Source organism: Streptoverticillium olivoreticuli subsp. olivoreticuli (genome assembly GCF_003391135.1).
Classification (GTDB): Bacteria; Actinomycetota; Actinomycetes; order Streptomycetales; family Streptomycetaceae; genus Streptomyces; species Streptomyces blastmyceticus.
This window is the reverse complement of record NZ_CP031455.1, coordinates 809,596-832,553: the sequence shown is the minus strand read 5'-3', so window position 1 is coordinate 832,553 and position 22,958 is coordinate 809,596. Positions and strand designations below refer to the sequence as shown.

19 protein-coding genes are annotated in these 22,958 nt (G+C 70.7%); 5 read left to right on the top strand and 14 right to left on the bottom strand.

Features of this window, described 5'->3' with window-relative positions:
• The first annotated feature begins 127 nt into the window (after nt 1–127).
• Nucleotides 128–1,345 (top strand): basic secretory protein-like protein, encoded by a 1,218-nt coding sequence (locus tag DXZ73_RS03695; protein WP_116209595.1) that lies wholly within the window; start codon nt 128–130, stop codon nt 1,343–1,345.
• Between the two features lie 153 nt (nt 1,346–1,498).
• Here the strand turns inward: DXZ73_RS03695 and DXZ73_RS03690 are convergent, their stop codons facing one another.
• The 3 genes from DXZ73_RS03690 to DXZ73_RS03680 are packed head-to-tail and all read right to left on the bottom strand — an operon-like array spanning nt 1,499 to nt 4,703.
• Nucleotides 1,499–2,563 (bottom strand): FecCD family ABC transporter permease, encoded by a 1,065-nt coding sequence (locus DXZ73_RS03690; RefSeq protein WP_116209594.1) that lies wholly within the window; start codon nt 2,561–2,563, stop codon nt 1,499–1,501.
• A complete protein-coding gene (locus DXZ73_RS03685) occupies nt 2,560–3,618 on the bottom strand; it encodes an iron ABC transporter permease (RefSeq protein WP_116215394.1) in 1,059 nt (352 codons plus the stop codon). Before DXZ73_RS03685 ends, DXZ73_RS03690 begins: the two co-directional genes overlap by 4 nt.
• Before the next feature lie 11 nt (nt 3,619–3,629).
• The gene (locus DXZ73_RS03680; protein WP_116209593.1) at nt 3,630–4,703 is read right to left on the bottom strand and encodes an iron-siderophore ABC transporter substrate-binding protein; all 1,074 of its coding nucleotides are present in this window, start codon (nt 4,701–4,703) and stop codon (nt 3,630–3,632) included.
• 187 nt (nt 4,704–4,890) lie between these two features.
• Here DXZ73_RS03680 and DXZ73_RS03675 point away from each other — a divergent pair, with 187 nt between their 5' ends.
• Genes DXZ73_RS03675 through DXZ73_RS03665 form a run of 3 tightly spaced genes read left to right on the top strand, consistent with a single transcriptional unit; the run spans nt 4,891 to nt 6,216 of the window.
• Nucleotides 4,891–5,337: an SRPBCC domain-containing protein gene (locus DXZ73_RS03675; RefSeq protein WP_116209592.1), complete on the top strand. Its 447-nt coding sequence runs from the start codon at nt 4,891–4,893 to the stop codon at nt 5,335–5,337.
• A complete protein-coding gene (locus tag DXZ73_RS03670) occupies nt 5,334–5,687 on the top strand; it encodes an ArsR/SmtB family transcription factor (RefSeq protein WP_116209591.1) in 354 nt (117 codons plus the stop codon). Before DXZ73_RS03675 ends, DXZ73_RS03670 begins: the two co-directional genes overlap by 4 nt.
• Nucleotides 5,688–5,745: 58 nt before the next feature.
• Complete coding sequence (locus DXZ73_RS03665) at nt 5,746–6,216, top strand: SRPBCC domain-containing protein (RefSeq protein WP_116209590.1); 471 nt, start codon at nt 5,746–5,748, stop codon at nt 6,214–6,216.
• Nucleotides 6,217–6,262: 46 nt separating this feature from the next.
• Here the strand turns inward: DXZ73_RS03665 and efeB are convergent, their stop codons facing one another.
• Together efeB and efeU are read right to left on the bottom strand one after the other, a co-directional pair.
• Nucleotides 6,263–7,540, bottom strand: a complete 1,278-nt coding sequence (efeB, locus tag DXZ73_RS03660; protein ID WP_116209589.1) for an iron uptake transporter deferrochelatase/peroxidase subunit — start codon at nt 7,538–7,540, stop codon at nt 6,263–6,265.
• 41 nt (nt 7,541–7,581) lie between these two features.
• Nucleotides 7,582–9,654 carry an iron uptake transporter permease EfeU gene (efeU, locus tag DXZ73_RS03655; RefSeq protein WP_116209588.1) on the bottom strand — a complete coding sequence of 691 codons (2,073 nt, stop codon included), beginning with the start codon at nt 9,652–9,654 and terminating at the stop codon, nt 7,582–7,584.
• 748 nt (nt 9,655–10,402) lie between these two features.
• Between efeU and DXZ73_RS03650 the strand changes: the two genes are divergently transcribed.
• Nucleotides 10,403–11,620: an MFS transporter gene (locus DXZ73_RS03650; protein ID WP_162890009.1), complete on the top strand. Its 1,218-nt coding sequence runs from the start codon at nt 10,403–10,405 to the stop codon at nt 11,618–11,620.
• A 370-nt stretch (nt 11,621–11,990) separates the two neighbouring features.
• Here the strand turns inward: DXZ73_RS03650 and DXZ73_RS03640 are convergent, their stop codons facing one another.
• From DXZ73_RS03640 to DXZ73_RS03600, 9 genes are all read right to left on the bottom strand, one after another.
• Nucleotides 11,991–12,608 carry a class I SAM-dependent methyltransferase gene (locus DXZ73_RS03640; protein ID WP_116209586.1) on the bottom strand — a complete coding sequence of 206 codons (618 nt, stop codon included), beginning with the start codon at nt 12,606–12,608 and terminating at the stop codon, nt 11,991–11,993.
• Nucleotides 12,609–12,665: 57 nt separating this feature from the next.
• Nucleotides 12,666–14,555, bottom strand: a complete 1,890-nt coding sequence (locus DXZ73_RS03635) for a hypothetical protein (protein ID WP_116209585.1) — start codon at nt 14,553–14,555, stop codon at nt 12,666–12,668.
• A 153-nt stretch (nt 14,556–14,708) separates the two neighbouring features.
• Nucleotides 14,709–15,953, bottom strand: coding sequence for an MFS transporter (locus DXZ73_RS03630; protein ID WP_116209584.1), 1,245 nt, complete (start codon nt 15,951–15,953; stop codon nt 14,709–14,711).
• Nucleotides 15,954–16,016: 63 nt separating this feature from the next.
• Entirely contained in the window at nt 16,017–17,300 is a 1,284-nt protein-coding gene (locus DXZ73_RS03625; RefSeq protein ID WP_240351141.1) for an ATP-grasp domain-containing protein, read from the bottom strand.
• Nucleotides 17,297–18,475 carry a DegT/DnrJ/EryC1/StrS family aminotransferase gene (locus DXZ73_RS03620; protein ID WP_116209583.1) on the bottom strand — a complete coding sequence of 393 codons (1,179 nt, stop codon included), beginning with the start codon at nt 18,473–18,475 and terminating at the stop codon, nt 17,297–17,299. The genes DXZ73_RS03625 and DXZ73_RS03620 overlap by 4 nt, the downstream gene beginning before the upstream one ends.
• Nucleotides 18,472–19,629 (bottom strand): arginine 2,3-aminomutase, encoded by a 1,158-nt coding sequence (gene blsG, locus DXZ73_RS03615; RefSeq protein WP_116209582.1) that lies wholly within the window; start codon nt 19,627–19,629, stop codon nt 18,472–18,474. Before blsG ends, DXZ73_RS03620 begins: the two co-directional genes overlap by 4 nt.
• Nucleotides 19,630–19,685: 56 nt before the next feature.
• Entirely contained in the window at nt 19,686–20,591 is a 906-nt protein-coding gene (blsF, locus tag DXZ73_RS03610; RefSeq protein ID WP_240351139.1) for a CGA synthase-related protein, read from the bottom strand.
• A gap of 20 nt (nt 20,592–20,611) precedes the next feature.
• On the bottom strand, nt 20,612–21,601 hold the full coding sequence (gene blsE, locus DXZ73_RS03605; protein WP_116209580.1) for a cytosylglucuronate decarboxylase: 990 nt from the start codon (nt 21,599–21,601) through the stop codon (nt 20,612–20,614).
• A gap of 73 nt (nt 21,602–21,674) precedes the next feature.
• Nucleotides 21,675–22,868, bottom strand: coding sequence for a hydroxymethylcytosylglucuronate/cytosylglucuronate synthase (locus tag DXZ73_RS03600; RefSeq protein WP_240351137.1), 1,194 nt, complete (start codon nt 22,866–22,868; stop codon nt 21,675–21,677).
• Nucleotides 22,869–22,958 lie beyond the last annotated feature (90 nt).

Genomic DNA, 22,958 nt, shown 5'->3' with positions numbered 1-22,958 from the left:
GCCTCCGGCGGCCGGTCCGGACCGCGGCACGCACCCCGCCCCCGTTTCCCTGGCCGGCCCCGGCACAACACCGACCAACGCCAATGGCCTTCATCCGTGATGGAGTGCCCCGCTGAAAGGCCCATTCATGCGCATCCGCTACTCATCGATCACGATGACCGTGCTGGCAGCCGCCACCGTCCTCACCAGTGGTCTCACCGCCACGGCGGCCCACGCCGCCGAACCCCTCCCCGAATCCGGCGGCACCTACCGGATCTCCAGCTACGCAGGCGGAGCCCTGCAGTGGGACAGCCCCAACAACGGCGCAGGCGTGCGTGTCAAGGACTGGAACGAGAACCTGACCGAACAGACCTGGACCGTCACCGACGACGGCACCGGGAACTGGAGCATCAAGATCCCCCGCACCAACTACGCCGTCGACCGCGACCTGGGCAACAACTCCGTCGCCGCCTGGAACTACATAAGCAGACCCAACCAGCAGTGGTGGCTGAAGAACCTCTCCAACAGCCGCGGCTGGCTGCTCCACAACACCGACCGCTCCGGCGGCGACACCTGTTTGACCCGCCTCACCGACCTGGGCACCGCGGCCCGCCCCTGCAACGCCGCCGACCCGGCCCAGCAGTGGAACCTCGACAAGGCCACCGCCCCGACCCCCACCCCCAACGTCCCCGTCACGCTGCAGATGGTCAACGCCGGCGGCTACGACCCGAACGACCTGCGCTCCTGGTTCGACAGGAACAAGGGTGTGCTCCAGGACCAGTACGCGAAGATCCAGCAGTTCATGACCGGCGGTGCGTACCAGGTGAAGCCCGGCATCAACGTCGTCTACGACGCCGGACACGACAGCTTCAAGAACCCGGGCGTCGCGGCCGTGTTCGAGCCGAACGCCAAGCCCCAGTACAACAACGAGAAGTCGATCATTCTCCGTCCCAGCTATGTGATGAACAATCCGGGCGACATCGGATCGCTCATCCACGAACTCACCCACCAGGTCCAGGACGCCGCCAACGGAGGGTGGCTGAACGAGGGCCAGGCGGACTACTACCGCAAGTACGTCTACAACCTGAAGGAGAAGCCGGGCCTCGACCAGATCCGCGGCACCAACTACAACAACGGCTACAACTCCACCGCCTACATGCTCAACTACATCGCCCACAAGCACCCCCTGGGCGAAAGCGTCATCCAGAAGATCAACAACGAGGTGCGCCGGCAGGGCTTCGGCGCCGACGGCGACCGCGTGCTGACCGCGATCACGGGCAAGAGCGGCCAGCAGTGGTGGACCGACATGTGGAACGACATCCAGGCCACCCCGACCAAGTGGACCAACCCTGCCTTCCGCGACTAGGGAGTGCATCGCCGGCGCGGCTGGAGCAGGCCTTGTCGTCGCGGCCCGCAGGCCGGCGGGGGAGTGCTGTTCCCGGACGGGCTGCGTCACCGGCCGGGAACGGCAACCAGCCACCCGGCCGCTGAGGCGTGGCGTGGAGGGATGAACTCCCGATCAGCGCCCGGAGCCCGACCGTCCGAGCAGCCAGAGCAGATACGGCCCGCCGACCAGCGCGGTCAGGGCCCCGACCGGGATCTCCAATGGCGTGAGCAGCGTGCGGGCCGCGAGGTCGGCGGCGACCACGATGACCGACCCCGTCAACGCGGAGCACAACAGCGGGAGTTGTGGCGTGCGCGCGACGCGTTTGGCCAGTTGGGGGCTGGTGAGTGCGACGAAACCGATCGGGCCCGCGGCGCCGGTGGCGCTCGCCGCGAGGACCACGCCGAGTGCGGTCAGGCCCAGCTGCGTTCGTCGGACACGGACGCCGAGCGCGGCGGCGGTGTCCGGGTCGAGGCCGAGCGGGCGGAGTGCGCGGCTCGCCCAGAGCAGGGCGGGCAGGCAGAGCAGCAGGACGCAGCCGAGTGGTCCCGCTTGGGCCCAGCCGCGTCCGTTGAGGCTTCCTGTCAGCCACAGCTTGAGCTGCTCGGCGGCGTCCAGTTCGGAATCGGTGAGGTAGAGGTGGACGACGGCGGAGAGCGCGACGCCGATTCCCACCCCGGCCAGCACGAACCGGCTCGGCTGCATGCCGCGCCGCCAGGCCAGCGCGTACACCAGGCCCGCGGCGGCCAGCCCGCCCACCACCGACACGGCCGGCAGCGCACCCGGCGAGGCGACCGTTCCGGTGGCCAGGGCCAGTACCGTCGCGGCCGCCGCGCCGTGCCCGACGCCGATCACGTCGGGGCTGGCGAGCGGATTGCGGGTCACGCTCTGCACGAGCGCCCCGGCGGCCCCGAGTGCGGCGCCCACCAGCGCCCCGAGCACGATGCGCGGCACGCGCAGCTCACCGACGACGAGCGCGTACGGGCTGTCGCCGCCACGCAGCACATGCCAGACGTCGGACGGCGTCGCGACGGTCTGCCCGAGGCAGGCGGAAGCGAGCATGAGGGCCGCGAGCACGGCGAGGAGCACGCAGGAGACGGCAGCCGAACGTCGGTGCAGAAGGAGGGAGACGGGACGTCGGACGAGCCGGAGGCGCAGGGCGGTGAGCCCCGCCGATCGAGGGTAGGCCGTGGCGGTCATGTCGGCATCCCCTTGCGGCGTATGAGAACGATCAGTACGGGCGCTCCGACGAGCGCCGTCATCACCCCGGCCGGGACCTCCGCCGGAGCCCGGACCACCCGGCCCGCCACGTCCGCGGCGAGCAGCACGGCCGCACCGAGCAGGGCGGAGAGGGGGATCAGCCGGCGATGGGCGCCGCCTACCAGGCGGCGGGCCAGGTGCGGGGCGGCGAGGCCGATGAACGCGATCGGGCCGGCGGCGGAGACCGCCGCCGCCGTGAGCACGGTCGCGCCGAGCGCCGCGCAACCCCGTACGAGGTGGACCCGGTGGCCGAGGGCGCGGGCCGTGTCGTCGCCGAGGGCGAGCGCGTCCAGGCTGCGCGCGCAGGCCAGGACCAGGAGCGCGCCCCCGATCAGGAACGGCAGCATCCGTACGACGGTCTGCGCGTCGCGCCCGCTCAGCGAGCCCGCCTGCCAGAACCGGAACTGGTCGAGAGCCGAGGAACTCGATGTCAGGACGACAGTGGTGGCCCCGGTCGTCATCGCCGCGAACGCCGTTCCGGCGAGCGCCAGCTTGACGGGCGTGGCCCCGCCCCGGCCGCGCGAGGCGATCGCGTAGACGACGCACGCGGCGACGCAGGCCCCGGCGAAGGCGTACCAGACATAGCCGTCGAAGCTGCTCGCCAGGCCGAGGGCGATGGCGAGCACCACCCCGGCCGCCGCGCCCTGGCTGAGCCCGAGAATGCCCGGATCGGCGAGTGGATTGCGACTGACGGCCTGCAGGGCCGCCCCGGCGATGCCGAGCGCGGCGCCCGCCGCGAGGCCGGTTTCGGTGCGCGGTACGCGCAGCGACCGCACCACCATCACGTTCGGGTCCGTCGAACTCCCGCCGTGCAGCAGGGCGTCGAGGACGGCGGAGAGCGGGACGGGGCGGGTGCCGACGGTGAGGCTGAGCGCGATTGCCACCGCGGTGAGGGCGAGGGCGACGATGATCCAGCCTGCGTGTGAGGCGGCCGTACGCCGGGGTGGAGGAGCGGGCGCCGCCGACAGGGGAGCCGGGGAGGTCCGGGAGAGCATGGTCCGGAAGGTCACTTGCCGAGGTTCTCGGCCAGTTCGCCGATGACCAGGCGCGCCGCGGCCGGGCCGGCGTTGAGGTACCACGGGTCGTCGTCGACCCGCACGGCGTGCCCGGACTTGACCGCCTTCATCGACTGCCACAGCGGCCCGGTGAGCACCTTGCCGGCATCGGTCTTCGCCTCCTTCCCCTGCACCGAGTAGAAGATCCAGTCCCCGTCGGCGCCGTCGATGCTCTCCGCCCCGATGTCCTGCGAGATCGCCTTGAACTGCTGCGACTTGGGCCGCGCGAGTCCCATGTCGGCGGCGATGGACCCGGTGAACGAGGACACTCCGAACATCCGCGTGCGGTCGGGTGTGAAGCGCACCATGGACACCGTCGTGTCCGCTCCCTTGGCTTCCTTGACCTTCTTGCCGCGCGCCGTGGCGTCGCCGGTGAGGTCGTCGAGGAGCTTCTGTGCCTGCTCGCCCTTGCCGACGGCGGCGCCGACGAGGAGCAGGTCCCGCTTCCAGTTGATGCCCTGGCCCTTCGTCACGACGGTGGGCGCGATCTTCGCCAGCTTCGGGTACAGCTCGCCGAGCGAGTCGTTGGCCAGGATCAGATCCGGCTTGGCGGCGGACAAGGACTCCAGGTTGGGCGCGGTCCGCGTGCCGACGTCGGTCATCTCGGCGAGCTGCTGCTTGTACTGCGGGAAGGCGTCGCGCAGATAGTCGGGCACGAGCCCGGCGTTCTGGGCCCGGGTGGAAGCAGTGGGGACGAGCCCCAGGGACAGGAGGTCGTCCAGCTGTCCGGTGCTCAGCACGGCGATGCGTACGGGCGCGGCGTCGATCTTCGTCTTGCCCTTGTAGTGGCTGACCGTGCGGGAGAACTGTCCGTCCTTCGCGGTGCCGGCCCCCATCCCTTCGGCGAGGGCGCTCGGCGCGGCGGACGGCCCTTCGGTCGCGCCCGCCACGTGGTTCCTGGAGCCGCCGGCGGAGCGCTCGTTCTTCGGCGAGGCGCTGTCGGCCTCCGATCCGGACGAACACCCGGCCAGCAGGCCACCGACGACGGACACGGCCAGTACGGCCTTCAATCCCGACACACGCACAACGACTCCGATCACTTGCAAAGGTAAGCCTTACCTTAGTGCGTGGATTGGTGTGTGCATAAATGGGGCCTCTGACTGCTAATGGCAGCCTCTGGCCCAATCGGCGCGCAACCGCCAGGTTGCACTTCCGGAATCGACGTGCAACCCTGAAGTTGCAATCGATGCTCGGCAATGAAGGAGGCACGTCATGATGGAAGACCGGATCGAACGCGAAACGCTGATCGAGGCACCCCTGGATCGGGTCTGGTCGCTCGTGGCCGAGCCGGGGTTCTGGGTGGGCGACAAGGCAAGCCTGCCCGGCACCGTGGCCAGAGAAGGCGAATCGATGGTGGCCAGGAACCCCGAGTACGGCGACTTCCCGGTACACGTGGAGAAGGTCGAGCCGCCGACGTACCTGGCGTACCGCTGGGCCAGCGCGTTCCCCGGGCAAGAGCTGCGCGAGGACAACAGCACCCTCGTGGAGTTCACGCTGACCCCCGAAGGCGACAAGACGAGGCTCCGTGTCGTGGAGAGTGGCTTCGCGTCGCTGGCCGGATCCGAGGAACTGCGCCGCAAGGCGGTGCGGGACAACACAGGCGGTTGGCCCCAGGAGCTCGATGCCCTCAAGGTGCGCGCCGAACGGCTGTCCGTATGACAGACGAGCACCGCGACGCCACAGAGGCGGTCAACAGCGTCTTCGCCGCACTGGCCGACCCGACGCGACGTCAGCTGCTGGATCTGCTCGCCGCACAAGGCGAGGCCACCGCGACCACGCTCGCCGAAGAGCTGCCCGTCTCACGGCAGGCGGTCGTCAAACACCTCGCTGTCCTGGACGCCGCCGGACTGGTCTCCGGCAGAAAGGTCGGGCGCGAGGTGCGGTACGCGGTGCGGCCCGCGTCACTCGACGCGACCGCGCGGTGGATGGCCGCGCTCGCCTCCGACTGGGACCGGCGGCTGGCGAACATCAAGCGCGCCGCTGAGGGGCAGGGCCGTGCCGAACGCTGACCATCCGCCCGGATCCCGGATCCCAACCGGTACTCATCACGACATCGGAGTCACTCCCATGAAGAACGGCACCATCACCTACACCACCTGCATCAATGTCACACCCGAGCGCGTCTGGCAGGGTCTGACCGACCCCGAAATCACCGTCCAGTACTGGGGCACGCGCTTCGACACCGACTGGAAGCCGGGCTCGGAAATGGTGTGGGACGAGCGCGGCGGCCGCTCGGCCGACCCGGAACAGGTCGTTCTCGACAGCACCCCGCACCGGCGCCTCGCCTATACCTGGCACACCTTCACCCCGGAGTGGGCCAAGGCCCTCGGCGTCAGTGAGAACCTGCGCGCCGAACTCGCCACAGAGCCCCGCACCCGGGTCGCCTTCGACATCGAGCCGACCGGCGACATGACACGGCTGACCGTGGTACACGACGGCTTCGACCCGGACGGCGTCATGATCGGCATGTGCAGCGGCACCTGGCCCCTGCTCCTCTCCAGCCTCAAAACCCTGCTGGAGAACTCCTCCACGAGCTGACAGGCCCCCCTGTCCCAGTCGGCGGAAAGGAGGGCCCAGGATCGGCTCAGCCTTCCAGAAGCGTTCTGCCCAGCCAGTCCTTCGCATCCCTGACCCCGGGCAGGGCGAAGAAGTAGCCGCCCCCGGTCGGCGAGATGTAGTCGACGAGCGGCTCGTCCTTCAGACGTTCCTGGTTGGCCTCGAACTGCCGCTGCACATCCTGCTGGTAGCAGCAGAACACCAACCCCATGTCGAGGTTGCCGACCTGGTCGATACCGCGGTCGTAGTTGTAACCGCGGCGCAGAATACGGGAGTCGTCCGTCTTGGCCGTACGGGGATTGGCCATGCGGATATGGGCGGTGAGCGGAATGGCCTCGCCCTTGGGGTCCTTCGCGTAATTGGGGCTGTCGGTCTCCTTCGCCCCGTCGAGCGGCGCACCCGTGTCCTTGCGGCGGCCGAACATCTTCTCCTGCTCGGTGAGCGAGACCCGGTCCCAGAATTCGACGAGCATGCGGATGATGCGGATCACCTGATAGCTGCCACCGACCGTCCAGGCCGGCTCGCCCAGCTGGTCCGTCACCCACACCAGACGCTTCATCTCCCGCGCGGACTCCGTGTCCGGGTTGACGATGCCGTCCTTGAACCCGAGCAGATTGCGCTGCGCACCCGTAGGACGCGGCGCGTTCTGGAACCCGTCGATGCGCCACTTGACCTGCATCGCGCCGCGTGTGTGGCGGGCGATGTCGCGCAGCGCGTGGAGGACGACGTCCTGCCGGGCCCCGCAGATCTGCAGCGAGAGGTCGCCGTGGCACTCGGCGGCCTGCAGATCGTCGTTGGGGAAGGTACGCATCGGGGTGAGCTTGCGCGGCTTGGAGCGGGCGAGCCCGTACCGGTCGTCGAAGAGCGAGGCGCCGACGCCGAGGGTGACGGTGAGGTCGTCCGCGGGGACCGTCGGACCGAGGATGCCGCTGTCCGAAGGCGGTGCGCCGACGCCCAGGTCGGCCGGGGTGCCACCGGCGGTCAGCAGGCGGGCCCGCTCGGTGACGGTCCGGAAGAGATCCGCGAGGTCCTTGCGGTTGTCGGCTATGAGGTTGAAGGACACGAAGCTCGCGGCGGCGGGCTGCGGGGTGGTGACGCCCGCCTGGTGCACTCCGTGGAAGTCGACCTTCCGGCCTGCTCCGTCCTCGTTCCCGGCGGCGTGGGCCTGCCCGGCACCGGCCTGGCCGAGCGCGAAGCCGCCGCCCGCCAGGGCGGCTCCGGCCGCGCCCGCGCCCAGTGCCGTCCTGACGAAACCCCGGCGGCTGGCGGCGAAGCCGTCCTGTGGGCGTGCGGAGTCGGCGGTCATGTCGTGGTTCCTTTCGGGGGCGTGCAACTGCGAAGCGCGGGTCAGGCGGACTTACGGATCTCGAGGAGGTCGGGGATCGGGGCGAGGTCCTCCAGCAGTTGCCCCGTGGCCCCGTTGAGCCGGGCCCGGCCGTCCGCGTCGAGCCGGTCGACCGGCGTCCACTGGCTGTCGTGGTGCGCGCTGTCGAGGAGCTTCTGCACCCGGGCGATGTCGCTGTTCACCGTGGCGACCAGCTTCGGGTCGCGCCGGACGAGCAGGGGGTGCAGGACGTCGAGGAGCTCACGGGTGCCCGCGAGGTTGGCGTCGGCGGTGGCCAGGGTGGAGCCGCTGCCCTGGTCGGCGGCCCCGGTGAGCTCGAACTGGAGGGTGTTCTCCAGGATCTCGTGCGTACGCAGCGGAAGGTCGGCGGGGTCGAAGTCCTGGCCGGGGAACGCCTTCTGCAAGCCCTTGGCGTCCTCGGTCAGCTGCTGAGCCGGTGCGCGCAGGTCGTCGGCGGACTGGCCGTGCCACAGTCCGTACTCGACGCGGTGGAAACCCGTGAAGTCCTTGTCCCGCACCCCGTCCGGGAGTCCTGCGGTGCGCCCGTTGATCTTCTTGTCGAAGTCCTGGAAGGTGCCGTAGGCCGCGCCGAGGGAGGAATAGGTGCGGTGGGCGGTGAGCCAGTCCGTACGGGCGGCGTCGAGGTCGTTGTTGCGGATGTCCTCGTTGAGCTTGTCGGTCTGCTCGATCAGCGTGGTCAGGCCCTTGCCGACGTACTCCTTGTAGGAGCGCAGCGGGGCCTCCAGGTCCGCCTCGGAAACGGGCACGACGGCCTTGGCGTTGCCGCCGCCGCTGACCCGGACCGGCGCGGAGGTGACGGCCTTGCCGCCGGTGGGGACGCAGCGCCAGGCGTACTGGCCGCCGCCGACGGTGGCCACCAGGTCGCGGGTGGTGCCGGGGGCCAGGCCCTCGATCTCGCCGTAGACGGCGTTGGAGGCCGGGTCGACGAGATAGACCTCGGAGGCCTTGTCGCCGGTGTTGTGCATGCGGAACGTCTGGCGGCCGGGCTCGGGTGCGGAGAAGCCCTTGCCGCACTCCTTCTCGGAGACCGCGATGGTCTGCCCGTCGGAAGGCTTCGAACCGCTGAAGGCGACGACGGCACCGGCGACCACGGCGGGCACGGCGACGACGGTCGCGGGCACCACCCACGCGGGGCGGCGGCGCGGGGCCTTGCCCGGCGCGGCGGCCGGACCGTCCTGGGGGGACCCGCCCTGCTCGGTGTCGCCTTCCGCCGCGGCCGCCTTGGCCGCGCGCTTGGGCTGCACGCCTCGTACGCCCCGTACGAAGAGGGTCAGCACCACGGCCAGGTAGGCAACGTAGGCGACCACCTGCAGCCACGTCATGGCCGGGGTCAGGTTGAACACGCCCTGCACGAGGGTGCTGTACCAGGAGCCGGCGTCGATGCTCTGGCTCACGTCGAACGCGAAGGCTGCCTTGCCGGGCAGCACCCCGCCCTCCTGCAGATCGCGCAGGCCGTAGCCGAGCACGCCCGCGGCGATGACGACGAGGACGATGCCGGTGGCGGTGAAGAACTTCGTCAGGTTGATCTTCAGTACGCGACGGTAGAGCCCCCAGCAGAGGGCCGCCGCGATCACGAGCCCGGCGCCGGCGCCGATCATCGGGCCCGCCGACTCCCCGGCGGCCCGCGCGGTCGTCCACAGGAACAGAGCCGTCTCCAGCCCCTCGCGCCCCACCGCGAGGAACGAGGTGACGATCAGCATCCCGGCGCCCATGGCGAGCGCGCCGGTGACCTTCTCCCGGATCTCCCCGGAGAGATTGCGGGCCGAGCGCCGCATCCAGAAGACCATGGCGGTGACGAAGGCGACGGCGACGACACTGAGGCTGCCGCCGAAGGCTTCCTGCGCGGTCGCGGAGAGCGTGGCGGCGGTGAACGTGAGCACCGCCCCGAAACTCAGGGACAGCGCTATCGCGGCCAGCACGCCCGTCCACACCTGCGGCAACCGGGACTTCGCTCCCGCGCGCACCAGGGTGGCGACGAGAACGGAGACGATGAGCCCGGCCTCAAGCCCTTCTCTGAGACCTATCAAGAAGCTGGGAAACGCGTCGTCCCACATACCTGTCCTTCCCGGCGCGGAGCCGGTTCACTCTGGTTAGCGAAGGCATACCTTAGCCAGGCTGACCTTGGGTGATGACAAAGGAGTGGTCAAAAGGTCGTGTTATTCCAGCATGGTCGCTTGACGGTCTGATTGTTGATCATGAATTCATTACCGGGCCATGGGAAACGCCGCTGCCGCGTCCAGTGCGGCATCACCGGCCTCTCCGGGGCCGGCTGTCCCTGTGGGGAGAAAGCGCATCGGCTGCCTATCGCAAGGCTCGTCCATCAGGTCGCCAAGTCGGCCCATCCGTCAAGGTCGCCGCGGAGCGACAGGCCCAAGCGCTGTTTCGGCGGCGCGTTCGCACGCTGTACGGGACCGCCACCACGCCATACAGCCGACCGCCGATCCGAGTCCGCGTGCTCGGGACAGGCCCGCCCGGCGAGTGCTCCCCTCTGCTGGATACCCCGTCGGAGGGGCTGGCGTTGCTGTGCGCTTCCCCGGACCCCCGGCGTCGACGGAATTCGTAGTGCGCGCATGCCGCAGGCGGTTATGCTGCCGATCATGTACATCTCCGATCCGGACTGACAGATCGCCCTTCCGCTCCCCGCACTGCCCCTCATGGCGAGCAGTGACCGGTGGAGCGGTACATCGATCCGTCATGTCCGCGCGTGCCCCGGCCGAGCCATGGCCAGGTTCTGGCACGCCCAGTTCGGAGATCCTCATGCCAAGCCCCGACAGGGGCAGCGCGTCCTATCGCGCTGTCCTCATGCTTCCCCATGCCCGCAGCCTGTTCGCCGCCGCCATGCTCGCGCGGCTCTGCTACGGATTGCTCGCCCTCCCGCTGCTGCTCTCGCTGCGGGAGGGGGCCGGTTCCTATGGCGTAGCCGGCACCGTAATCGGCTTGTTCGGACTGGTCACCGCCCTGCTCGGGCCTGCCAGGGCCCGACTGGTCGAGCGGCACCATGCCGCGCTGGTGTTCTTGGCCGTCAGCTACACCCTGCTCCTGTCCGCTCTGGCCGCCGCCTGCGCCCTCCACCTGCCCGTCCCGATCCTCGCCTGTCTCGCGGTGCTGACGGGTGTGTTCCCGCCCCCCGTCGGTCCGCTCATGCGCACCCTGTGGGGAAAGCTGGCCACGGACGAGGCGCAGCGGCAGTGCGCGCTGAGCCTGGACACCGCCGCCGAGTCCACCGTCTTCGCGCTCAGTCCCGTCCTCGGCGTCTTCCTGATCGCGGTCTCCAGCGCCCCTGCCGCACTTGGGGCCATCGCAGCGCTGGTGCTGCTCGGCTTCGGCCTACTGACAGCGGCCCTGCGTCGGACGCCTGCGAGCGTGCGCCCGGCACCCCCCGCGGGGGTCCGCCTCCGAAGTCCCTTGCGTACAGCGGGGTTCGCGTCCTTGCTGCTGCCCGTGCTGGGTACGGCAGCGGCGCTGTCCATCTTCGAGATCGCGGTTGTCGCGGCTTGGGGCGCCATGACGGCAGGAGTGCTGACGACGTTCTTCTCGGTCGGTGGAATCCTGGGCGGTCTGGCGTACGGGAGATACCGCCTGCGCGGTGCCCTCGCCCGCCGACCGCTCGTACTGGTCGCTGTATCCGCCTTCTGCTACGCGGTTCCCGCGCTGGTGCACAGCGTTCCGACCGCGGGAATGGCCCTGTTGATCGCCGGCGCTTGCACCGATGTCCTCCTGATCACGGCCTACCAGCTCGTCGACGTACTTGTACCTGAGGGTTCTCGCACCGAAGCCGGAGCCTGGATCAACACCGCCTACAACTTGGGGGCTGCCCTCGGCCCGGCCGTCGGTGGCGTCCTGGTAGACCGCACTGGCCCGATGTCAGCCCTTGGCTGTACGGCCGGGTTGCTCGGTACTTGCGCGGTGATCAATATGCTGGGCGCAATTCGGCGCAACGGGAAAGATGCTGGGGAAACTTCGAGTCTGGGTCAAGAACGCGCGGGCGTAAAAGAGTTGACCGCGGTGAGGGTGCGGTGATCAGGGCGGAGGGACCGGGCCGGGCAACGGATCAGTGTCCGGGGACGGTCGCCAGAACTTTCCGTTGGGAAGGTCCTGGCGCGCGCCGAGAAAGTACTCCAGGCCCTTTTAGAAGTCGACGGATCCAAGGATGGCGTGCATCAGGCCCCAGGCGAGGTTGTTGCCGTCGGCGAAGGGATAGTCGTTGGTCATCGGACCAGCCTAGACCGGCCCCATAACGTTGGTGGGCGAGGCCAGTGAGCCCGTCAGTTCCGGCAGGGAGGTAGGCGCGCAGGTCCGTGGGGAGTGCGTCCACGCCGAGCAGTCTTGCGGATCTCTCTGTGCGGTGGGCATGGCGGATATCTCCACGACGGCGCCGTCGGCAGGTCCGTCAGTCCTTGCGGAAGCACTGGATATAGGCGGCACCGCTGGTGCCGTGGGTGTACTCGGTGGTGTCGTAGGCCACGTAAGGGTGACGTTCGACGCGGATGGTGCGGAAGTGCGTCACGTACTGCCACCGGAGTTCCGGTTTGGTGCTGAAGAAGGGGATGAAGACTCCTCCGGGCCGCAGCACTCGGACGACTTCGGGCATGGTCCTGGCCCACAGCTCTTCGTCCGTCCAGACGTCCATGTCGAGGGCGGGGTCGAAGAACATGCCGTCGTAGCTCTCGGAAGGCAGTTCGAAGACGCGCTGGAAGAAGTCGCCGCGCTCGATGGTGAGGTTGTCCGGCACCTCGGGGTGCCGGGCGCGGAAGAGCTCTTCGACCTCGTCGAAGAGCTCCAGTACGGAGTGGCTGCGGGTGGCGGGGTTCCGGGCGATGCGCAGGGCCGACAGGCCCAGGCCGAGGCCCACTTCGTAGAAGTCGTGGCCGTGCTCGCACAGCATGTCGGCGCTGGCCCACATCAGGTCGCGCTCCCATGCCTGCATGGCCTGTTCGCCGTCGATGCTCAGGGTCACTTCGCCGTCGTGCTCGATGAGTTCGATCGCGGGCCTGGTCCGGTTCTTCATGGCAACCGTCCTTCCGTCCGTCGGGTGAGCAGCTGGACCGGTGGTGCCGGGGCCGTGTCATGTGCGACGCGGTACGACCCCGAAGTGGCGTCTGGCGGTGGAGACGGCCAGATCCTGTACGGCGAAGACCGTGAAGTAGTACGCCTGCGGCGCGGTGGCGGCGGCGAACCGCACCTGGAAGTGCACGTCACGGGGTTGCCCGCCCGTCCCCTTGACCTTGACCGTGGTGGGTTCGGTGACGGTGTCCTCGCGCAGGTACGTCGGAACGAACAGGCCGAGCCGTACAGGTCCCGTCCGGGACGCCGTGAGCGAGGCACGAACCTCCAGCACGCCGCCCTGCTCGACCTCGTCGGCGGCGAACGCGAGCACCTCCGGCGCGTCCGGGACGCGGAAGGTGACGTCCCCGCAGCGCATGCAGACCGCGCAGGTGGTGTCCAGGATGTGAGGCAGCAGCCCGCGGCGGGTGAACTCCTGGGCCGGGCGGCCGCAGTGGCAGGTGACCTGGCCGACGCGCGGATCGAGGGAACTGCGGTCGCCGAAGTGCGCCGGATAGTTCATGATCTCGTCTTCCGGGTGGCGGGAGACCTGTTCGGCGATCGCGTGGTCGAGGGACTGCAGGTCCGCCGCGAGCGAGGACCTGATCTCGTCGGGTGACTGATCGGCCTGGTGGGTGGGGCGGGCCACCCACAGGTCGACCTTGCGCGCGAGCTTGGCCAGCCGGGCGTGCAGCGGGTGCCGTTCCGGCAGCAGGCCGGAGGCGAGCAGGGCGGTGAGCCGGCGGCCCGTGGTGAGGACCAGGGGATCGGGCCGGTGGTCGGACGGGCCCGGCGCCGCGGGTGTGCGGTCGGGGTCGCCCGGCATGCCGAAGCGCATGAACGCCGGATACGGGTGGGAGCCCGTCAGGCTGGCGTTGAGGGTGTCCACGGAGTCTGCACCGGTGAGCGCGGCCCGCATCCAGGCGACGTTCTCCGGCCGGTCGGAGTCGTGGACGGAGACGGCGGAGACGACGGTACGGGCGGGACCGTCGAGGGCGTTGAGGAGCAGCTGGTACTTGGGGTCGTAGAGCGCCAGATCGGCGAGCGGCCCGCTGTTGCAGGCGCTCAGCACCACCTCGACGGCCTCGACACGGTGGAGGGGGACCAGCTTGTCCTCGGGCTTGTAGCAGGGCAGCCCGTAGGCACAGCGCGGGCCGAGCAGCCCCGGTACGGCGGGCACGGCCGGATTGAGGCCGCAGATGGTGAATTCGCCGAGATTGACGCTGTCGTCCTTGCCGTGGCCCTGGAACACCACACTGCGCCACCGCGTCCCGAGGATCTCGGCCTGGATGTCGGCCTGTTCGAAGTCGCGGTCGTCGAAGACGCGCACCCCCGGCAGATGCGGCGGCCGGTCCGTGTCGGTGAACAGGCCGAGCGCCTCGACACCCGCGTCCGGGCACGCGTACTGCTTGGCCACGTGCCAGGCGACCGAGATGCCGTCACGCCCGCTCAGCAGCGTCAACGCCCGCTCGCCGCCCCGGTGGCCCGCCAGGAGCAGCGCCCGCACCGGGGAGAGGTTGAGCCGGTCGTAGCAGCCGACGATCAGCAGGGTGCCGGGGTGCCGGTGGTGGAATCCCGTGCCGTCGCCGAGCTCCTCCTCCGCCACCCACCGGCGGGCCAGTGGCCGGGCGAGGAGCGCCACGCCGTCGGGCAGCTCGTCGGCGCCCAGGACGACGCCCACGTCCAGCGGCTGTGGGGTGCGAGTGGCGTCGTACAGCTTGTTCGCGGCGGCCAGTGCGAGCAGCAGGTCCGTGCGGCCTTCGACCGGTACGGGAACGGGCGCCGTCCCGGAGGCCGCCAGGAACTCCCCGACTGCGGAGGGGAACGCGTCGAGGGCGACAGGTCGGAACGGGGCGGTGTCCGCCATGGCGGGTGGCTGTTCGTACTGCTGTCCGGTGACGGCAGGATTCATGGAGGGGTACCTCGTTGTTCGTGCGCCGGCCTGGAGTTCTGGCGGCGCTGGTGACGGTGGCGGCGGCGTTCGGCACTGATCGGCGAGCTCGGTTGCACGGATGAGTGAAGGGCAGCGGGCGGAACGGCGGGGCGCGGCCCGCCCCGGTCCCGGTCACGCCGCGCACCCGGCTGTCGCGGCCGGGCCGCGGCCCAACTGGCCGCGGCAGGCGAAGGCCAGGGCGGCCCCCGCCAGTGCCATCACCGAGGCCGCGGCGAACACCCCGCGCGGGCCGACGGGGTCCATCAGCAGCCCGCCGACCTGCTGGCCCACGGCATCGCCGACGACAGTCGCCAGGGACGCCCACGTGAATGCCTCCGTCAGCAGACGGGTGTCCACGACCATGCTCACGAGCTTCATCTCGGTCGCCGACACCAGGGCGATGGGTGCGCTGCCCACAGCCAAGGCCACTGCGAGAGCGAGCGGTGAGGAGGCGAACAGCGGCAGTGCCGTCCCCGCGGCAAAGGCGAGCACCAGCCACGGGAAGCGCCGGTGTGCTGCCACCTCGGACTGCGACCGCCCCAGCCACAGCGCTCCGGCAGCGCTGCCCACGCCCCAGCAGGCGTAGACCACGCCGGTGCTGCCGACCGTCCCGTGCTCGTCGACGAAGGCCGGGATGGCCAGCGTCATCAGACCGATGGGCATGGAGCACACGGCCATGACCGTGGCGAGCGACAGCATCGCCGGGGCCCTGAGCGGTCCCAGCAGACCGGACGGACCCGCGCCGTTCCCGTCCTGGTCTCCCTCCTCGCGAATGCCCTGCGTCCCAGGAGGCAACGGGGTGAGTGCGAGCCCCAGCGCACCGACGCCGCCGACGACGGCCACCCCCGTCAGCGCGCGCCCGGCGGATCCGGAGAGCATCAGGCCGGCCAGCATCAACGGCGCCCCGATCACCAGCACTTCGGTGAGCAGGGCCTCCCACAGATAGGCGGTCTCGCGCTCCTCGTCGGAGAGCGGCAGGCGCGCCCACAGCGACCGCATGCACGCGTTGGCCGGCGGCAGCACGGTCCCGGCGGCGAAGGCCACGGCCGGCTGCGCCCAGCTCCGCGGGCCGGTCGCCCACACCAGCGCCGCGAGCGCCGACGGGTGGAGCAGACCGGTGGCGAGGAGCACCGGACGCTGCCCCACGCGGTCGACGCACCGGGCGACGAGCGGCCCGCCCAGCGCCATGCCCGCCGTGTACAGGGCGGCCACCAGCCCTGCCCGCGCGTATCCACCGCCCTGTTCCCGGACCGCCAGCACCATCGCCAGCGACATCAGATACACAGGCAGCCGGGCGGTCACGCTCCACCAGGCCGGTCCGGCCACATGACGGCGCGTCAGCAGAGCGAGGAAGCGGCTGGGCAACCCGTTCGTCACGGTATGGGTCTCCGTTCGGTGGCCGGCGGCGGACGGGGCCGAGGCATCCTCGGATGCGGCGGGTCAGCGGTGCACGGTGCCGGCCTCCCGCGTCCGCCGGTCCGTATCCGTACCCGCCCCGGGAGCCACTTCGATCGTGAACGTATCGAGAACTTCCCGCATACGGCTCTCCACCTCGCGGATCGTCGCTCCCGCCACGTGGACGTACCCCGAGGCGTTGTGGGAGGCACGGCGCGCCGTGACCGGATCGCCCGCTTCCATCTTGAGAACGGCGTCGATGACCCCGGGGATACGCAGCAGTTCCTCACGAGGGGTGATGCGGCGGACGACACCCGACCCCGGCAGGGGCAGCAGCAGGTCGCCCACGCAGCGGCGCGTACCGTAGCGGAGCGCGGGGCGACGGCCGAGGTAGACGTCGAGCGTCGCGCCGAAGACGTCGAACCCGTAGGCGTGCCCGTGGTTGGCGGTGATCTCGCAGCCCGCCGGCCGCACGCCGATCTCGCCCGCCCGGATCTCCCCGCCGGTCTCGAAGAACTCCATGTGGAGATAGCCGTGGTCGATGCCCATGCCGGTGGTGACGCACTGGAGCAGGGCCCGCAGGTCCGCGGGAGGGCCCTCGCCGGTCGCGACGCTGATGTTGGCGTTCATCGCACCGTCGACGATGTCCAGCGGGCGGCACGGCATCGCGCTGGGCCAGGCGTCCAGGACCTCTCCCGCGTGGACGAGCCCGCACACCTCCCATTCGGTGCCGCCCAGATGCTCCTCCACCATCCACTCCCGCGCCCCGAAATCGACCTCCGTCAGGGATTCGGGCCCGGTCAGCCGGAAGGTGTCCACGCAGGCGAACGAGTCGACGGGCTTGAGCACCAGCGGCCAGCCGCACAGGGCGGCGAACCGATCGACGTCCCCCGCGTCCGCGACCCGGGCGTACCGCGCGGTACGCAGCCCGATCTCCCGGAACCGGTCCTTCATGGCGGCCTTGTCCCGCACCCACCGCACCTGCTGCTCCGTCAGGTGCGGCAGGCCGGCCAGCCGGGCGAACCGCTGGGCAACGGCCTGCCGGGGCTCGGAGGGGTTGCAGAAGCGGCCGGGCCGCTCGGGAAGCCCGTCCGCCCACGCGCGGTAGCGCGCGGCCTCGTCCTCCAGCGGCACCCCTTCGCGTACCCAGAACGCGGGCAGGTGCGCGGTCGCGCGCAGGTAGTCGTCCGACAGGTCCCGGCGGAGCCCGGCGAAGCGCAGCAGGACGAGCCGGCCGGCCAGGGCCTCGGCCGCGTACCGGGTGAAGGTGCAGGCACGGTCGTCCGCCATCAGCAGGACGGGCCCGTCGTCGCTCATGGAGGTGCTCATACGGTCTCCAGGACCTGGCGCAGGGTCTTGACGGCGAGGATCCGGTCCTGCTCGGACAGTTCGGGCGACAGCGGTACGCACAGGGTGCGGCCCAGCAGGTCGCGGGTACGGGCGAAGCCGTCGCGGCTGAGCGCCAGGGGCCCGTCGGGGGCGAGGGTCCAGGGGAAGCCGTCGGCGTAGAGGGACCGTCGTCCGGTGAGCACGGGGTGTTCCGGCAACAAGTACTTGCCGAGGGTCCAGTTGGCGATGCCGTGTGCGGTGAGCGCTGCCACTGCCGCGTCGCGCAGTTCCCGGCTCTCGCACCGGAACCGCAGGCTGATCTTCACGTCCCCCGCGGCGCGCGGCAGGACCTGCAGGTCCGTGCGGGCGGGCAGGGCGCCCATCGCGAGTTCATGGTGGCGCTCCAGTCCGTCGAGGAGTTCGTCGAGGTGGCGGAACTGCTGGAGCTGAACGGCCGCCACGCCCTCGCTGGTGACGAGGTTCTCCCCGTAGTGGGCGTCCGGGTTCCAGGTCGGGTAGCGGCCGGGGACCCGCGCCGAGCCGTGGTCGTGGTAGTCGCGCATGGTCGCCCACGCGGCGGGGTCGCCGGTGACGAGCAGTCCGCCCTCGCCGGAGGTGAGCACCTTGTTGTGGTGGAAACTGAACGTCCCCGCGTAGCCGGCGGTGCCCACGTGACGGCCGTCGGGGAGGAGCGCGCCGAGCGCCTGGGCGCAGTCCTCGACGACGTACGGAATCCCCTGCGGGACCGGCGCCGCCGCGCCCTCCATGTGCGCGACGATCACCCGCTCGGTGTCCGGGGGCAGCAGCGTGGCGTCCAGGGCGAGGGATTCGTCGACGTCGACGAGCACCGGGATCAGCCCGCTGGAGAGGACCGCGCCCGCGACGGCCACGAAGGTGACGGCCGGGATGTGGACGAGGGCTCCGGTGCGCGGGCGGCTGGAGATCAGGGCGAGGCGCAGGGCCTCCGTGCAGTTGTGCACGGCCAGGACGTGGGCGGCGCCCAGGCGTTGGGCGACGCGGCGCTCCAGCCGGGAGGCGAGGCTCTCGTCCTCCGTCTGGTAGCGGAAGAGCACGCCGTGCCCGATCGCCTCGCGCAGCTCGTGCATGTCGTGCCAGTCGAGGTAGTTGGCCCCGTAGGGCAGGAAGCGCTGTCCGAGCCTGTTGTGGAGGGTCATCGCGCATCGGTCTCCGTGATCGGGTACACGGCGGGGTCGACGGTCATCTCCCGGCCCTGGTGGTTGCGGAGCAGCAGGCCGTCGGCGGTGCGGGTGAAGTACGGCCGGGCGACGGGGATCTTGCCGAGCTTCGTGGTCAGGACGTACTGGGGCACGCCGAAGCCGGTGATGTGGCCCTGGAGGCCCTCCATGATCTCCCAGCCCTTCTCGACGGAGGTCATGAAGTGCGATACACCGGTGACGTTGTCGCAGTGGTAGAGGTAGTAGGGGCGCACCCTGATGCGCAGCAGCTCGGTCATGAGCCTGCGCATGGTGGTGACGTCGTCATTGATCCCGCGCAGCAGCACGGTCTGGTTGCCCACCGGGATGCCGTGCCGCAGCAGGCGGTCGACCGCCGCGGCGGCCTCCGGTGTGATCTCCTTGGGGTGGTTGAAGTGCGTGTTCAGCCACACCGGGTGGTACCGCTCGAGCATGGCGCACAGTTCGTCGGTGATGCGCTGCGGCAGCAGCACCGGGAACCGGCTGCCGATACGGATGATCTCCACGCTGGGAATCGCCCGCAGGGCCGAGACGATCTCCTCCAGCTTGCCGTCCCGGTACGACAGCGGGTCGCCGCCGGTGAGCAGCACGTCCCGGATCTCGGGGTGGTCGGCGATGTACCGCAGGTCCTCGTCGTACGAGCCGCCTTCGTCGTCGCGGAAGTAGGTCCCGTCGACGTCGGTGGTGTGGAACTTGCGGGTGCAGTGCCGGCAGTAGACCGGGCACGCCTCGGTGACCAGCAGGATGACGCGGTCCGGGTACTTGTGCACCACCCGGTTGGTGCGGCGGTAGTACGTGTCGCCGACCGGGTCGGTCTCGGCGCCGTGGAACTCGGTCAGTTCGCCGGGTGCGGGGACGGCCTGCAGGCGGACGGGGCAGGCGGGGTCGTCGGGGTCCATGAGGGACGCGTAGTACGGGGTGATGCTCCACCGGTACTTCCCGGCCGTCCCGGTGATGGCCTTCTCCTCTTCCGGGCTGAGCCGGATCCACTGCCGGGCCTTGAGCGCGGTGGTGATGCGCTTGCGCATGTGCCAGTGCCAGTCGTCCCACTGCGCGGCCGGCACCCGGGGGCGGAAGCCGGTGGGGTCGGGTGTCGTCTCGGGCGTCCCGGACATGGCGGCTCCAGGGTCGAAGGTGCCCGGTGGTGCCGTCGGGCACCGGGGCGGGGCGCTCACCGCGGGGCGAGCGAGAGCTGTCGCAGGGTGCGGGCGACGCGCTGGGCGCCCCGCAGATCGTCCAGGGCCGGGTCGAGCGCGGTCCATGGCCCGTCGTCGGTGTGCGCCGCCCACGCACCGGGGCCGTCCGCCGACGGCAGCGGAACCACGCGCGCGACGCGCCCGGCCAGGTCATGCTGGGCGTCCCCGAGCGGCGGGAGGAGGGTCAGGGGCGAGCGCCGGGCGTGAGCGAGCGTCAGGGCGGTCAGCGTGGGGGAGGCCAGGAACACTTCGGACGAGGCGTGCAGCGCGTCCACGTCCGCCTCGGCGGCTCGTACCGCTCGTACGACACCGTCGTGGCGGCCGTCGAGCGCACGGCGGACCGTGGCGAGCCGTGTGTCGCACACCACGGTGCAGTGCCCCGTGCGGCGGACCGCCTCCCGTACCAGTGCCTGCAGTGGTCCGCCGGTGAAAGCGGCCGTCTGCTCGTCGGGCACTCCCCACAGGGACATCAGCAGCAGGGTGCCCGAGCGGACCCGGTTCCGAGCCGACCGGGCCGGGGCGACCGTTCCCGTGGGCCGGCCGTCGTCCTGCGGCCAGGGCCCGGGCAGCCAGCCCGGACGGTGCACGCGGAACTCCCGGTGCGCGCGGAACGCAGAGTGCTCCGGCGGGCGAGGGTCCTCCGCGCCCGGATGCCCCGAACGCAACTGAACCACCACGACGCCCTTCTCCAGCAGCCGGACGGCGGTCGCCGTGTCGTCGCAGACCAGGGCGACGTCCGGTGGACCGGCGTCCGGGCACATGCCCGCCATGGACAGGTCGCCCAGGTGGGCGGCGATGCGTCTGCGGACCAGCAGCGAGTCCAGCTCGTCGTCGCGCGAGACCAGCAGCACCCGGCGGCGCGGGGCCGCGGGCGGGAGCACGCGGGCTCCCTCTCCGGGGGTCAGTACTGCCATGGCGCCACCGATCCGAGCCGGGCGACGTCGTCGCTGTACCCGGCGGCCGTCGTGGAACAGCCACTGCACATCTCGGGACCGCGTTCGCGGAAGAGGACGGCGTGCTCGCGGAACGCCGGAGTGTCCAGACGGATCGCCCCGCCCTCACGCAGCGGGGCACCGCCCGGTCCGCCGTCGCCCTCCCGGTGCGGCAGACAACTGCACGCGTACATCCGCCCGTACTTGCCGTCGACATAGATGACGTCGTCCACGACATGGCACAGCGGGCGGGATGCGCGCGGGGTCATCGAGTGGACGAAGTAGCGCTCCTGCTCCTCGGGCGTGTCCCCGTAGAACCGCTTGCCCATGGGAACCAGCAGCCGAACGGGGTCGGCGTCGTAGACCGCGTCACACACCGCCCGCACATGGCCGGGGTCGGGATAGGTGATCGACCGGTCCAGCTTCAGCGCGGACAGCTCCCACTGCCGGACGCCCGCTTCCGTCAGCACCTTCTGCAGCCGCGGCATCTCGGTGTAATTATGGGGCCCCACCACGGTGTTGACCCTGGGCAGGACACCGAGCCCGGCGGCGATGCGCAGCCCGCACAGTGCCTTGTCGAACATGCCGGGGGAGCGCCGGTAGACGTCATGGGTCGCACCCGACGCGCCGTCCAGGCTCACGATGACCTGGGCGAGCCCCGCCCCGGCCAGGGGCTCCGCCATCTTCGGCAGCATCGCCCCGTTGGTGATGAGGGACATCTTCATCCCGGCCGCGGCGCCGGCCCGTACCAGTTCGACGATCTCCCGGTGCATGAGGGGCTCCCCGCCGGTGAACCGCACGTACCCCACCCCGGCTTCCCATGCCTTGGGCAGCAGATCGGCGAAGTCCCCGACGGAGAAGCGGAAGGCGTCGCGGGAGAGCGCGAACTCGCACATGAAGCAGTCGGCGTTGCAGGCTTCCAGGATCCGGATGAAGAGATAACGAGCGCGTTCGTGCATGCGGGACGAACCCTCCGGGCCGTTCACGGGCAGGGGCGGTACGGGTCGCGGGCGGGGAGTACGCGGGCGGGGGTCAGGCGGGCAGGGACGCCCGCCGGAGTATGCCGAGCAGCTCACCGGCCACCTGGGCCGCGCCGCCCGTGCCGACGGCGGACGTGAGCGCACCCCAGTCGGCGCCCGCCTCGGACCGCCGCAAGGCGGTCAGGAGACGGCTGTTGAGGGCGGCGGTGGTCCGCGGGCCGTGCGCCTCCCCGGCCGACCGGGCGATTCCGCCGTAGATCAGCTCCAGGGCGCTGTCCTCGCCGCCCAGTGCACGCATGGCCAGGATCTGGTCCTCGCGGAAGACGTCGTCGGGCCAGGTGACGCGGACGGTGGCACCGACGGCCCGGCTGTGGAAGCGGCCGTTGAAGATCTGGCTGAGGTTCTGGGGCGGCAGACAGACCGTGGGAACCCCCATACCGCCCGCCTCCAGCAGAGTCGTGAGACCCGGAGAGGCGACGAGGACGTCGCAGTCGGCCAGCACGCCGAGAAACTCGCCGTGGGCCAGCGGCCCTGCCGTGACCCGCAGTGGCACGGGCCGTTCGGCCAGGAGCTGCGTGACCGGGCCCGCGGGCAGATTGCCCGCGACGTGCGCCTCGCGCACCCCGTACGAGGCGAGAGCCGCCAGCGCCGCGGGGAGGACGACGCGCGGGTAGACCGTCCAGTCCGCGAGCCGCGGCGCGCGCAGACCGCCCAGGCTGACCAGGGCCCTGCGGTAGGGAACGCCTTCTCCGCCCGGGCGCCGGGCGCCGGCCGCGCCGTCGTCGATGACCGCTTCCACCCAGCGCAGGGTCCGTACGTCCTTCAGGACTTTCCGGGACTCGTCCGGAAGCTCCACGCAGCGCTGGGCGCAGTAGACGCTGGCTTCCAGCGGCAGGGAGGCACGGTCGGCGTCGGTCCACAGGAAGGGCAGACTGTCCACGAAGACGGTGGGGATCCCGGACGATTCCAGAGCCTTCGCGACGTCCCCGTCGAGAACGACCACCGCGGCCCGCACCCCTTGCGAGCGGACGATGTCCCGGACAGCCCGCGGGACTTCAACGGGAGATGCCGGCAGGTCGTACCAGCGCTCTATCGCGTGCCCGGCGAGCACCGTCCGCCCGATCCCCGAGGCGAGGCCGACGAACCGCAGGGGGATGGAGGCCCGTTGCCGCAGAGCGGCCAGCACGGCACTCAGCTTTCCCGAACTTCCCCAGCCGAACTCGACTCCTGAGACTGCAACGGTCACGGGTGAGTCGTGCCCGGCATCGGATCGTGTGCCGGGAGCGGATCGCATCACGGAGGTCTCGACTTCCTGAGCTGCCGGGTGTCGCCGAAC